The organism is Amycolatopsis sp. FU40, assembly GCF_021903635.1.
Classification (GTDB): Bacteria; Actinomycetota; Actinomycetes; order Mycobacteriales; family Pseudonocardiaceae; genus Amycolatopsis; species Amycolatopsis dendrobii.
The window spans coordinates 2,065,317-2,078,723 of record NZ_CP091381.1 but is presented as its reverse complement, the minus strand read 5'-3'; the positions used below and the strand labels follow the sequence as shown (position 1 = coordinate 2,078,723).

The window sequence follows — 13,407 nt, the reverse complement described above, 5'->3', positions numbered from 1 at the left end:
ACCGTGATTCGCCCAGCTCAAAGCCGCTTTCGTCACGTCACGCCACTCCGCGGCCACTCGGCAGTCTGTGACAGCTCCGAGACGCATCAACCACCGGTACGGGGATCCTCATGCAAGCGCTGATCTTCATCGACCTTGATCACGTCCACCCAGTCGTGGACGGGGTGTGGCACCGCGCCATGCTCGACTCAGTCCCAGACCCCGGCGAAGACGTGACCATGCTGTGCGGCCTCACCGCACCGACCGGTTTCAAGTCACGCGACAGCCGCGACCCCAACTGCGTTCTCGTCATGTGCGTCCACTGCGACTACCAGTACCGCCGCGCCAACGGCATCCCGATCCCGCCGAACCATCCCGCGCTGTCGCGGTAGCCTCTGATCGGCCCGAACCGCGATGCCCCCGACTCCTCGAACGCGCATCCTCGGAGCCAGCCTCCGAAATGCCCGCATCGAAGCCAACTTCGGACTCCGCGAACTTGCACGCCGAATCGGCGTTGCGCCCGCGATGCTGTCCAGCTGGGAACAAGCACGCCGCACGCCAAGCCTCGCGGACGTGGCCGGCATCCTCGGCGCGATCGGTGCCGTCGGCGAGGTAAGGCGCGACATTCTCCGCATGGCCAACGGCACAGCAGAAGGGTGCTGGGTCGTCCGCGGCACACCGGGGTCTCCGACTCGGACCATGGCGCTGACCGCGCACGATGTGGGCGCGCAGTCAATCATAGCTTGGGATCCATTCGATATCCCGGAGTTGCTACAAATCTCACGCCCGTATCGGGGCACGCAGCTTGCCCCACTAGAGGTATTCGTATCCGATCACGCTCTCCGCGACGGGACTGCGAGCCCAAATACAACCCTACGATCCCGGGCTGGCATCGCCGCGAGGTCACGATCACTCGCACTTCACGTTGTGCCTGCGGATCTCGCCTGGCAAGCTGGTCTCACGACGGCGTTCGACCGATACTCCATGGCTACCGGAGAGTCGGTCGTCTACTGCGGACAAAGACGTCTTGGCATCTTCACGGTGGAGACGCGCGAGACTGGCAGTCCATTTGATGTAGATGTAGAGCTAGTCAGGCAGATCGCGGCCAGCCACGGAAGAAGCTCTACCGCCTGCTGACAGCCGATTCACTCCTAGCGTCCGCGAATCCTGAGCATCGGCTCGCGCGTCCGGGGTGTTCGACCGGCGCGGTCCGGCCAAGCACGGGGCTGCCAGCGCCCAGTGCAGTCGGCATGACGACTCCTCAGCCTCGGGCCTTGTGTATGGCAACACCACTTACTAGTCAACCATGTCCGACTTCCTCATCTGACGCGTGTTCCAGTAAGCTTGATCGGCAACTCCAGGTTAAGAAGATTCTTCCTCACGCTAGCGCGGCCGACGCGGGCGCTCGACACGACCCCCAAATAGAGGTCTTCCAATTCGAGCCGTCCGTCTCACAACCGTCTCATGGGACGATCCGACGTAGATTCGATGCCCTGAACTGCGCGCAGCGTTCCGTCGCCGGTTGCCGCGGCAGTTGGACCGAGTTGACCTGAACCTCGCCGACAACCTGTAACACAACGACGCCAGTCAACGACCAATCGATGAGTGATCGTTCATTACCAGGAGTAGCGATTCAATGAAAAGAGGGTACAGGCCATAATCTAGCCAAGACAGTTGACAGGTATCGAATACGCGACAAAGCTAGGCTACCAAAATGAGGGACAAGTGACCACTTCGATAACCACGCGAGTCATCGCAAATACAAGCAACGCGAAAGGAGACGTCTTAACCCGGCTCGCAACCGACGTATTCGAGGCACTAGGCTACGAGAAGTTTCGCTTGAACGTACATAAGAGCGGGCGCGAGCTAGATATCTCTGCATCCCATAAGTTCGAAAGCCGAACAGTAGTTGCAGAATGCAAGGCACACGAGGCACCTATCGGTGGGAGCGATGTAAATAAATTTGCCGGAGTACTCGACGTGGAGCGTCGAGTGGCCAAGACGGCTGACATTGTTGGCTACTTTCTGTCCCTGTCAGGGTTTACGGAGACCGCCCTTGAGCAGGAAAGTTCCTTTTCACCGCCTCGAATTGTAACTCTCAATGGTGAAGACATAGCCAATATACTTGTCGAAGGAAAAGTTGTAGTATCTCCGGCGCGCGCTGCGGAAGTTTCCGGAAGATTCATTCACCAGCACAGTCCTCAACTCGAGTTCCTTGAACGCCTAGAATTAATAGGAACCTCCATAGGATGGGTGTGGTCAGTCCATTTCGGCGATTCTGGCACCACTGCAGCAGTGTGCCTAGTTCACGCAGATGGAGAAGTTGTAAGCGGAATCGCAGAACCCTCCTTGCGAGGAGCAGTAGATCATCCAATTATTTTTCGCGATGGCGCACGAAGTCCGCAATTCGAAGAACGCTTTAAAAGCTCGTACTACGAATATTTGGCAACGGAATATGGAAAGATCACCCTAGAGGGCCTTCCGGCCGATCAGCACGTTGGTTCGAAGACATTTGCATTAGAGGATCTGTATGTTCCACTCAGCTTGATTGATATAGAACAGAAAGAGGTTACAGATCCGAGCCCTGCTCGGATTGAAGATTCAGGCGATGTCGATAATTCGGCAGACTTCGAAGAAGAAATCGATCAGATCGCCGACGGAAAATCCAAACGAAACCGACGAACAGCAGGTGGAATCTCAATAGTAGATGCGATTTCCGGCTATGACAGAATTGCGGTTCTTGGCCCACCAGGGTCTGGAAAGACTACAATTCTGAAGCGCTTGTGCATGGCATTCTTGGATCCGCAACCCCCCGACACGGAACCCGATATCGCTCTACCTTACAACGCATTTCCGATCGTGGTTAGGTGCCGCCAAATTGGCCCCAGCGCGACGCGCCCTATAAGCGAGATACTCGACGAGGTCGTCATCCGCGCAGAGATGCAAGAGTTCGCGCGAGAATTTTCTCTGTACATACGCGACCGGCTGCACGCCGGTCGTGTCGTGTTATTGATTGATGGACTTGACGAGATTCCGTCACAGTCCGACCGTGCTGCGTTCGTGGCACAATTACGAACTTTCGTGGGCAGATACCCCAAGGTCAAGCTTGTTGTGACATCCCGAGAAGTAGGTTTTCGCATTATAGCTGGAGCCGTAGGTTCGATCTGTCACACTTATCGCGTCGATGAACTCTCGGATGAGAACATCAGCTTGCTATGCAAGCTCTGGCACAGGGAGGTGCTCGGAGACCGTCCCGATGTCGAGTCGGACGCCCTTGCCTTGGCGGCTTCAATTGTATCTACAGACCGGGTGAGACGCCTAGCTGTCAACCCCTTGCTCCTCACAACACTACTGCTGGTCAAACGGTGGGTTGGGCAACTTCCCCGACGGCGCACCGTACTGTACCAAAAAGCTATTGAAGTCCTTCTTATGACATGGAATGTCGAAAGTCACGATCCAATTGACCCAGAAGAAGCCCTTCCTCAGCTTGCATTTGCAGCCTACCGGATGATGGTGGAGGGCAAGGCTAGCGTGACGTCTCCCGAGTTGGCCGACTTCTTCGCAGAGGCGCGCAGCGCGGTCCCTGAAGTGCTCGCATACGCGAAGACCTCAGTTCACGAGTTCATTGAATCAGTAGAAGAGAGAAGTAGTCTACTTGTGCAGAGTGGCCAAAAATTCGATGGTGGCCAACTCCGCTGGGTTTATGAATTCAAACATCTGACATTTCAGGAATATCTTTGTGCACTAGCAATCGTTAACGGCTACATTCCTGCCAATGTACGCTCGAAGGAACCTTCTCGGCTACTGGGCGCAAAATTGAAAGATCCGCGATGGCGTGAGGTTGTAGGAATATCTGCGGTTTTGGCAGGACGGAAGGCGGTTGACATCCTTGAGCACGCGATGGATTTAGCCGCAAAGATTGAAAGTAAAATACTTAAACTTATAACGGATCCCCCATCAAAATCAGTTGACCGCACGCGCAGTCGTCTAACTTCAGAGTACAATTCTCTTCTTGGGAATATCGTTGCATGCCTATCCGATGAAGTTCCAATAGCGCCGAATGCAGCGAGAAAAGCAATTGAATTCATTATCGAAAGAGGTAATACGGATTGGGGTTTCCTCGGGTTTTCGCAGACTCTCGCCAAAGGTTTGCTTGGGGGACGCTACGAGGGAATACTCCGCGAGTCTGTCGCGGACGGAATTAGAGGGAATCGAAACAAGTACCCGAGTTACGTCTTCACGAAATCGGATATCTTAAGCATTGAAGCCAGTCATCTTGAAGCAGACGAATACTGCTCATTGATTGCTTCGAATCTTAACTCGGACAACTTTGACGAACACATATCCGGCGCTCTAAACTTTATGACTGCGGCTTATGCAAACCGGATCTCCAGGCAATCCAGAGAAGGAGACGATTTGCCGGAGCTCAATGAAGACGACCTCAAGCGCCTAGCACGAAAGAATGCGCAAGAATTTCTTTCGGAAGATCACGGGTTCGAATCGCTTGAGTTCGCAATTGTATGGTCGCTTGCCTGGTCCATTCATTACCTGGAGGATGATGCTCAACTAAACAACGACGTACAAATGAAGTTGCTATACCTTTGGAGGAGAAATCCTGGCAGTCAAATGTCGACCTACGCCGCATGGGCTATCCGATCTTCACCTCTAATTGGCCGCTGGACCATACCATCCAGTGAGCATGATGCGATCCGGTTGCTAGTTGATAAAAGTTTCGAACAAACTAACGCGTTCCGAAATCGGGATCATCGTGGCGCAGCAATAGTGGTGAGCTGCTACTTAAGCCTGCATAGTCCCGAAAAGATCGGCGAAGAGATCGTCGGCCTGTACGGCAGAGGCTCTCATTCAACTCGACAGGAGATCGCACACGCAAAGAAACTTTTGAAGCTACTTGATCTGCCTGCTGGGAATCTATACGAAGCTCAACTCAATGCGACCGAAGGCGACGCTCAGGCGACTGCTGATTGATAACCGAGAAAAGATTTGCTCTATTCAAATAGTCGGAATATCATCCGAATACTGGCTGTTTAAGGATTAGAAAGATTTGAGCAGCCCGAGGGAATGCACCTGGTTAATCGATTCACGAGGTGCATTACCCTCGGAGCTGTAAGCGTGTGGTTAACGAGCAACTCGCCTCTCGGACACTCCCATACCCCACGGATTTTCAGATCCGTGGGGTAAATTTATGCCGGTAGACGGTCGCGGCCCGGTGATACCGGTCGCTCGTCGGCTGCAGGGAACGGACGGTCGTGCTCCTCGGCGGGCTCCGTCCGGTGCGCCGATGGCGCGCCGGCGAGGGGGCCGCAGTCCACGTCGAGCGCAAGCTGCCCCGGCGGCCCTCCGGGGCAGACGACTTCTCGCGCCGCGGCCGGTCGGAGTTCGCGCGTCGCGCGACCGCAGAAGATCTCCAGACCCCGGTCACGAAGAGCCTCCTGTATCGCGCGCGGGCTGCGGTCAGCCGCTTCGTCCGCCGGAATCAGTCCTGCCGCGGTCTGCAGCAGGTGTTCCTCGCGGACGTAGACGTTGCGCGGCCCGTCGACCGGGCGCGGCGCGGCGGTGCTGTAGCCGTGACGGCACCGGTACCCCGGCCGGCCGTGGACCCAGTGCGCCTCCATCCGGCGATCGCACACCCCGCACACGACCAGCCCGGACAACGCGTACTCCCGCGTGCCACCGTCCTTGGCGCGGCGTCCGGCCCGTGTCCGCTGCACGGCGAGGAACGTCGCCTCGTCCACCAGCGGAGCGTGCGCCAGACGCTCGGACACCTCCCACTCCACCGCGTCGTTCCGACGCACAGCACCCGAGCCCCGACCCCCACGCCGTCCACCGGTGCCGTGCCCGTTCGTGCTCTGGCGGTTCCACACCTGCCGGCCGGTGTAGCGCGGGTTCTCCAGGATCATCGCCACGGTGCGGACGATCCACCGGGCACCCGACCGGTGCGAGTTCCTTGCCGGGTCGACGCACGACGGGCATGCGACACCGCGCTCGTTCAGCTCCCGCGCCAGCGACGCGATCGACCGGCCCCTAGCGCGCTCGGCGAACATCCACCGCACCCACCGCGCCGTCGCCGGATCCGGCTCCAGCACATGCACACGCCGACCCCACCGCGCGTGCATCGCGTTCGGATGCGGCCCGCCATCGGCCAACCGATACCCGTACGGCGGACGACCGCCCAGAAAACGCCCCTGCAACCGCGCCTGCGCAGCCATCGCCGCCATGACCCGGTGCCGGGCCCGCACCACCTCGCGCTGCGCCTGCGCGCCCAGCAACGTCATCAACGCCTGATGCACCGGGCTGTCCAGCTCCACCGGGCCGCCGGCCTCCGGCAACCACACCTGCACGCCCACCGTACCCAGCCGGGCGACCACCTCGCGGAACTGGTCACCGTAGAACGCGCGCTCGTACTCCCCCACCACCACAGCATCGAACCCGCGATCCTCGCGCTCCGCGGCCGCCAGCAGATCCGACGCCGCCGGACGCTCCTCCCACGACCACCGCCGCGACCGGCCCGCATCGAAAAACTCCACCACCACCTCGCCGACCCCCTCCACCAGCTCATCCGCCACCGCGCGCTGCCACGCACGCGACGTCCGCGGATCCTGAAACTCGACAGTCGACATCCGCCCATAAAACGCGAACCGCACACCACTCACAGCCCGACCGCACGCACGCGACCGGCCGCGCCGCGCAGCCACCGCCCCCGCAAAAGCCGCACCGCTTGACCCGCTCACCGCAACTCCCTCCGCCGGCCCGGAACCGGGACCGCGCGAAGACCGGCCGATGACGAGAAACAAACGAGCGCCGCCCGAACAGACCAACAACCAGCCGGGTCGCACCGCGCCACGGCCCGCGGGACTGGGCGTACTCGCGGACCGCATCGTTCAACCGCGGATCGGTCGCGTCGGCCTGCTCCACCATCGCTTTCATGTTGTCCGGGAACACAACCGCGAACACACCGCCGAAGAACACCCGCGCGGCCTCGAACCCAGCCGCCACGGCATCGACGCCAGCGTTACCGGGACGTCGATGAGAAACCGCCCCCGACAACAGTTGTCCAGGAGCATTCGCAGCCGTCCTCGGCGCGGGACGCGCGCGTCGAAGTGGCCGCCGCTGATCAAGATGGAAGGTCGATCAACGCCGAGAGCCGGGAGCGGTGGACGCCTGAAGTCCCGAGCGCGATCTGATCCGACTTGGCGCGTTTGAGGTAGAGGTGTGCCGGATGCTCCCAGGTCATCCCGATGCCGCCGTGCAGTTGGATGGCTTCCTCCGCGGCCACCATGGTGACGTCGCTGCAGTGGGCCTGTGCGACGGCCACCGCGACCGGCACGTCCGGGTCTCGCCCGTTGCGAGGGGCGCCGCGGCGTACTGGGCTGCTGCGGCGGCGGATTCGACGCTCGTGTACAGGTCGACCAGCCGGTGTTTGAGGGCTTGGAACCCGCCGACGACGCGGCCGAACTGGCGGCGCATTTTGAGGTACTCGACGGTGGTCTCCAAGCACCAGAGGGCCACGCCGACCTGTTCGGCGGCGAGCAAACCCGCTCCGCACTCGAGTGCGCGGCGAATCGCGAGGGAGCAGTCGGAGAGAACGAGGCGGCCGGGTGCAGCGTCGAGGCGGACGTCGGCGAGTTGGCGGGTCATGTCGAGGGAGCCGACCGGCGTCACCGTCGCACCGGCAGCCGCGACCTCGTACAGCGCTCCCCCGGCGGCAACGAGGAAGACGTCGGCCTCGAGTGCGCCGGCGACGCTCGTGATGGTGCTGGTCGTCCGACACGTCCTGAACGACGCAGGGGCACGCGCGCCGTCCACGGCGGAACTCGGCACATGGTCGCGACGATCACCACTGGGCACCCCTGGGGAGCAGTTGAGGGTCCGGCACCACTGTGAAAACGTACATCGGCCCGCGCGTCCCGAAACCTCATCGCGGACGGCTCACGCCCGCCGGCAGATGCACGCGAACGACTAGACCCCCTCTTCGACGCTCTCGCCTCAGCCGTGAGAGCGACGTTCAGCGGAAGCCTGGACAGCAGTTCTTAAGGTTTGTACGAAATCACATTCGACGGCTTGAGCAGAGCGATCGTGTCGGTGCTCCAAAACCGGCGGCCTCCCACAATCGAGGCACCGACCAAGAACCCGGAACCCGAGCCCGCCTTCGTTGCTTCGATATCGAAGCAAGTGACCCACTTCACCGGCCGACTTTCCACGACGAGTCTTTCCTAAGGTCGGCCAAATGTGCGCAGGAGGCCGCGGCTGATGATGGTTTTCTGGATTTCGCTGGTGCCCTCGCCGATCAGCAGGAACGGGGCCTCGCGCATCAGGCGCTCGATCTCGTATTCCTTCGAGTAGCCGTAGCCGCCGTGGATCCGGAACGCCTCCTGGGTCACCTCGGCGCAGTACTCGCTGGCGATCAGCTTCGCCATCCCGGCCTCGACGTCGTTGCGCGCACCGGAATCCTTCAACCGGGCGGCGTTGACCATCATCAGGTGCGCGGCCTCGACCTTCGTCGCCATCTCCGCGAGCTTGAACGCGATCGCCTGGTGCTGCGCGATCGGCTTGCCGAACGTCGAACGCTGCTGCGCATACGCGATCGCCAGCTCGAACGACCGGATCGCGATGCCGCACGCCCGCGCCGCGACGTTCACCCGGCCCACCTCGACGCCGTCCATCATGTACGAGAAGCCCTTGCCCGGAGCCTCCCCCAGCACCTTGTCCGCACCGATCTTGAAGCCGTCGAACACCGCTTCCGTGGTGTCCACGCCCTTGTAGCCCATTTTGTCGATCTTGCCCGGAATCGTCAGCCCGGGAAGAACCTCGCCGAACCCCGACGGCTTCTCCACCAGGAACGTCGTCAGGTTCTGGTGTGCCTTCTCCGCGCCCTCGTCTGTCTTCACCAGCAGCGCGATCAGGTTCGACGAGCCGCCGTTGGTCAGCCACATCTTCGCGCCGTCGATCACATAATCGTCGCCCTCGCGCTTAGCGCGGGTCTTGATCGCCGCCACGTCCGAACCGAGGTCCGGCTCGGACATCGAGAAGCTGCCGCGCACCTCGCCGGTCGCCATCCGAGGCAGGAAGTGCTGCTTCTGCTCCGGCGTCCCGTGACGGGTGATCATGTGCGCGACAATGAAGTGCGTGTTGATCACACCGGACACGCTCATCCAGCCCCGCGCGATCTCCTCCACCACCAACGCGTAGGTCAGCAGCGATTCGCCCAGGCCGCCGTACTCCTCCGGGATGGTGAGCCCGAACAGGCCCATCTCCTTCATGCCCTCGACGATCTCGGCCGGGTACTCGTCCGCGTGCTCCAACGCCTGCGCGTGCGGGATGATCTCCTTGTCCACGAACGACCGCACCGTGGACAGAATCTCCTGCTGCACATCGGTCAGGCCGGCGGTCCGGGCCAAACGAGCCATCAGGGTCAGCTCCTCACTGCGGCGATGACGCTAGCGAAGTCGCGCATCGCCGGTTCGGGCACCGTGACGTAGCTGAAGCCGAACGTCTTCCGGTGCAGATGAAGGGTTTCCGCGATCTCCGCCGGAGGTCCGGAAAGGACGGTGGGCACTTGCGCCAGATCGGACCGGTAAGCCTCGAACCGGGGCAGCCGCTCGACTGCGGACTGGCGGTCGCCGTCAAGGGCGACGGCATGGACGAGCAGGTTGAGTTCGAGGTCGTCGAAGCGGTGCGGGGCCGCTTGCCGCACGTGGTCCACGCGGGCGGCGAGCGCGTCCGGGCCGAGGAACCGGAGCATGCCGGGCCGGTGCCCGGGTGCGGCCCCGCTGAAGGCGACGATGTCAGCGTGTTCGGCGGCGATCCGCAGGACCCGGTTGCCGTTGCCTGCGACGCACAGCGGCGGCCGCCGGACCGGGCTCGGCCGGTGGTCCGGGTCGGCGAGGAGCCGCCCCATCTCCAGCACGGTGTGCTCGAGGTGGTCGACTCGTTCGGACGCGCTGCGCCAGGGAATCCCGGCGAGGTCGAATTCAGCCTTCACGTAGCCGGTTCCGAGCGCGACCTCCAGGCGTCCGTCGAGCAGCGCGTCCGTTCCGGCCAGATCGCGGGCCAGCAGCACCGGGTTGTAGAACCCGGAGTTGAGCACGAACACCGCGAGCTGCGGCCGGGTGGTGACTTCGGCCGCCGACACGAGCGCGGGCAAGGGCGCCGGCATGCCGAGGTGGTCGGCGACCGCGATGACGTCGTAGCCGAGGTCTTCGGCTTCGCGGCACCGCGCCTGCCATTCCGCGCGCGAGGTCGGGGTGAGCAGGTTGACGCCGAACCGGAACTCCCGGGTGGTCATCCGTGCGTCTTCCGGATCGCGTCGACGGCGTTGTGCCGGTCCGCGGCGATGTAGACGGTTCCGTCGGTGCCGAGCGCGAGGCCGCCGGAACGGGCGTATGGGACGTCGAGGTAGCCGACGTCGAGGCCGGTCGCGAGCACTTCTTGTTTTCCTTGCCGGTCCACCGAAAGCACGCGATGGCCGGTGGCGTCGAGGACGACAGCCGATCCGTCCGGTCGCACCGCGACCGCCCGCAGTCCGCCGAGTCCGGCAGCTCGTTCGACGACCGTTCCCAAGGCGGGTTCGACCTCGACAAGACGGCCCTGAGCATCGGCGACCAGGACTGTCCCGCGCTCGGTGACAGCGATACCCGTTGGGGTGCCGAGGTTTTCCGCCAACGGACGGACTTCCTCGCCGACGACGCGCAGCAGCCTTCCGTTTGCGGGTTCGGAAATCACCAGGCTGCCGTCAAACAGCTCGACGGCGTCCGCGGGATTGTCGAGACCGTGCACCTCGCGAACGACCTTCCCGGTCCGACGGTCCACCACCTGAACCGACCCGATCAGCTCTGACGTGAGCACGAAATGTGCTGCGGTGACGCTGATCCCGGCCGGAAACTCCAGCGAGGACGACAGCCGCCGCTGAATTTCGCCGACTGCACCGGTACGCGGGTTCACGGTGCGCAGCGCGGTCACGTCGGCGACGTAGAGCGTCCGCCCGTCGGAGGCGATATCGGCCGGGAAGGCGAGCTGGCTCGACGTAATGGCCCTGACGGTTCCGGTGTTCAGGTCCACGCGGGAGACGGAACTGTCGGCCATGTTGCTGACGTAAGCGTGCCCGGTGGAGTCGATGATCATGTTGTCATCGGCGGCAGGCAGCATCGCCACGGTGTGCTTGGCACCGGCCGGGTCGATCCGGGCCAGCTGGCCGGTCGCGCCGTCGAGCGCGTAGAGGCGGTTTTGCGCGTCGAAGCGGACGGAGACCGGTTGACGGAATCCTTGAGCGAGCACGGAAATCGCTCCGGTTCGCGGATCGACCCTGGCGACTTCCCCGTATTTCGAACGCGGCGCGTAGATCATGCCGTCCGGTCCGAAGGCGAACGCGTTGAGCCCGCCCGGATCGCGCGCGACCAGCCGGGGCGCGGCCTGGCCGGCGGGGTCGATCTCCCACAGCGCGTCGGCGAAGGTCAGCTGCCCGACGTACAGATGCTTGCCGGACCGGTCGAACGCGATGGAGTTGACGCCGGGCAGATCACGCGCGACGGTGCGGATCCGGCCGTCCGGTGCACGGCCTTTCACGACACCGCCGACCGGGTCGGTCCACAGGAGTTCGCCGGAGGGGGCTACCGCGAGGTCGTCGGAACGACCGTCGCGCGGGCCGACGAGAGTGCGGTTCCGTCCGGTGCGGGGGTCCACTGCAGAAATGGTTTCGCTGGCGAGGCTCGCGGTGAGCAGGTCGCCGTTCGGAGCGAGGGCGATGCCGTTCGGCGAGTGCAGCGTGGTGCCGGTGACCAGTCGCTGGACTCGGTAGCGGGTGGCGGCGGCAGCGTCCGGGACAGCGGTCAGGGGCAGGGCAAGCGCGAGGGCGAGCGCGATGGAGCGCAGGCGTCGAACAGTGGACAAGGGTCTTCTCCTCCGCGGTCAGTCCCCGGGGCCGCGTGCGGCGGCCCCGGGGCGGCCCTGGGTCAGAGCTGGGCGGCGCTGGCGTAGACGGACTGGAATTCCAGGTAGCTGTCGAGCGCCTCGGGCCCGAGTTCGCGGCCGACGCCGCTGCCCTTCATCCCGCCGAACGGCGCGCCGAGGTCCTGGAGGTAGTAGTTGAGGCCGATTGTTCCGGTCCGCACGCGGCGGGCGAGGGCGAGGCCGCGGTCCTCGTCGGTGGTCCAGACCGAGCCGCCGAGCCCGTATTCGCTGTCGTTGGCTAGGCGGACCGCGTCGTCCTCGTCCTCATACGGGGTGATGGTGACGACCGGGCCGAAGATCTCCTCCTGCGCGATCCGCTCGCGGTTGTCCACGTCGGCGAACACGGTGGGCTCCACGAACCAGCCCCGGGACAGTGCGGCGGGACGGCCGCCGCCCGCCACCAGCCGGGCGTCGGAAGCGCGGCCCAGTTCGAGGTAGCCGAGAACCCGGTCGAGCTGTGCTTTGCTGGCCATCGGACCGCAGGTGACCGCCGGGTCGAGCGGGTCGCCGAGCACCATTTCGCGCGCGTACTGCGCGACCGCGTCGACCACTTCGGCGTAGCGCGAGCGGGGGGCGAGAATGCGCGACTGGACCGTGCAGGTCTGGCCGTTGTTCTGGAAGCAGGCGTTGTCGAGACCGGCGACGAAGGTGTCGAGGTCCGCGTCGTCGAGCACGATGGCCGCCGATTTCCCGCCCAGTTCCAGCGTGCACCGGCGGATCAGCCGCCCGCATTCCGCGCCGATCGTCCGGCCCGCGGCGGTGGATCCGGTGAACGCGACCTTGTCCACCAACGGATGCGACACCAGCGCGGCACCAGCTTCGCGACCGGCGACCACGATGTTCAGCACGCCCGGCGGCAGCCCGGCTTCCGCGGCGGCGTCGGCGAAAACGTACCCGTCGAGCGCGGTTTCCGGCGACGGCTTGAGCACCACGGTGCAGCCCGCGGCGAGCGCCGGCGCGATCTTCATCATCGCGAGCACCTGCGGGTAGTTCCACGGCGTGATCGCAGCGACCACGCCCACCGGGGCGCGGCGCACGACCGTCGATCCGGACGCGCTCGGCCGGACTTCTTCCAGCTGCTCCGCCGCGATCTGGTCCGCGTACATGGTCAGCAGCCCGGCCGGCGCGTCCCCGTTGAAGGCGTTCGACAGCCCGATCGGCATGCCGTTCTCCCGGCTGACGAGCGTGGCAGTGTCGGCGGCGCGGGCTGCCAGCGCCTCAGCGAACCGGCGCATCGTCGCCGCGCGTTCCGCGGCGGTGGTCCGGCCCCACGGTCCCTCGTCGAGGGCGCGGCGGGCGGCGCGGACGGCAGCGTCGATGTCGGCGTCGGAGCCCAGCGCGGCGCGGCCCAGCGGTTTCTCGGTAGCCGCTTCCAGGGCGAGGTGCGTCTCGGCGCCCTTCGGCTCTGTCCAGACACCGTCGATGAAGAACCGGGTGCGGTCGAGGGCGATGCTCGAATCGATG

General features: G+C 63.6%; 8 protein-coding genes and 1 pseudogene. 3 read left to right on the top strand and 6 right to left on the bottom strand.

Features of this window, described 5'->3' with window-relative positions; all coding sequences use genetic code 11:
- Positions 1-110 precede the first annotated feature (110 nt).
- From L3Q65_RS10450 to L3Q65_RS10445, 3 genes are all read left to right on the top strand, one after another.
- On the top strand, positions 111-371 hold the full coding sequence (locus tag L3Q65_RS10450) for a hypothetical protein (RefSeq protein WP_237599511.1): 261 nt from the start codon (positions 111-113) through the stop codon (positions 369-371).
- A gap of 22 nt (positions 372-393) precedes the next feature.
- Entirely contained in the window at positions 394-1,116 is a 723-nt protein-coding gene (locus L3Q65_RS47585) for a helix-turn-helix domain-containing protein (RefSeq protein WP_370648182.1), read from the top strand.
- Between the two features lie 588 nt (positions 1,117-1,704).
- A complete protein-coding gene (locus L3Q65_RS10445; RefSeq protein WP_237599510.1) occupies positions 1,705-4,965 on the top strand; it encodes an NACHT domain-containing protein in 3,261 nt (1,086 codons plus the stop codon).
- A 215-nt stretch (positions 4,966-5,180) separates the two neighbouring features.
- Here the strand turns inward: L3Q65_RS10445 and L3Q65_RS10440 are convergent, their stop codons facing one another.
- The 6 genes and pseudogenes from L3Q65_RS10440 to L3Q65_RS10415 form a co-directional block, all read right to left on the bottom strand.
- Positions 5,181-6,641, bottom strand: a complete 1,461-nt coding sequence (locus L3Q65_RS10440; protein ID WP_370648210.1) for a recombinase family protein — start codon at positions 6,639-6,641, stop codon at positions 5,181-5,183.
- A 470-nt stretch (positions 6,642-7,111) separates the two neighbouring features.
- Positions 7,112-7,635 (bottom strand): annotated as a pseudogene (locus L3Q65_RS10435) (acyl-CoA dehydrogenase family protein).
- Positions 7,636-8,210: 575 nt separating this feature from the next.
- On the bottom strand, positions 8,211-9,404 hold the full coding sequence (locus L3Q65_RS10430; RefSeq protein ID WP_237599509.1) for an acyl-CoA dehydrogenase family protein: 1,194 nt from the start codon (positions 9,402-9,404) through the stop codon (positions 8,211-8,213).
- 5 nt (positions 9,405-9,409) lie between these two features.
- The gene (locus L3Q65_RS10425; protein ID WP_237599508.1) at positions 9,410-10,282 is read right to left on the bottom strand and encodes a TIGR03621 family F420-dependent LLM class oxidoreductase; all 873 of its coding nucleotides are present in this window, start codon (positions 10,280-10,282) and stop codon (positions 9,410-9,412) included.
- Positions 10,279-11,883 (bottom strand): hypothetical protein, encoded by a 1,605-nt coding sequence (locus L3Q65_RS10420; protein ID WP_237599507.1) that lies wholly within the window; start codon positions 11,881-11,883, stop codon positions 10,279-10,281. Before L3Q65_RS10420 ends, L3Q65_RS10425 begins: the two co-directional genes overlap by 4 nt.
- A gap of 62 nt (positions 11,884-11,945) precedes the next feature.
- Entirely contained in the window at positions 11,946-13,406 is a 1,461-nt protein-coding gene (locus L3Q65_RS10415; RefSeq protein WP_370648209.1) for an aldehyde dehydrogenase, read from the bottom strand.
- Between the last annotated feature and the right edge of the window lies 1 nt (position 13,407).

Coding starts and splice junctions, on each gene's coding strand:
- L3Q65_RS10430 (WP_237599509.1), bottom strand. CDS start 9,404: ATGGCTCGTTTGGCCCGGACCGCCGGCCTGACCGATGTGCAGCAGGAG.
- L3Q65_RS10425 (WP_237599508.1), bottom strand. CDS start 10,282: ATGACCACCCGGGAGTTCCGGTTCGGCGTCAACCTGCTCACCCCGACC.
- L3Q65_RS47585 (WP_370648182.1), top strand. CDS start 394: ATGCCCCCGACTCCTCGAACGCGCATCCTCGGAGCCAGCCTCCGAAAT.
- L3Q65_RS10450 (WP_237599511.1), top strand. CDS start 111: ATGCAAGCGCTGATCTTCATCGACCTTGATCACGTCCACCCAGTCGTG.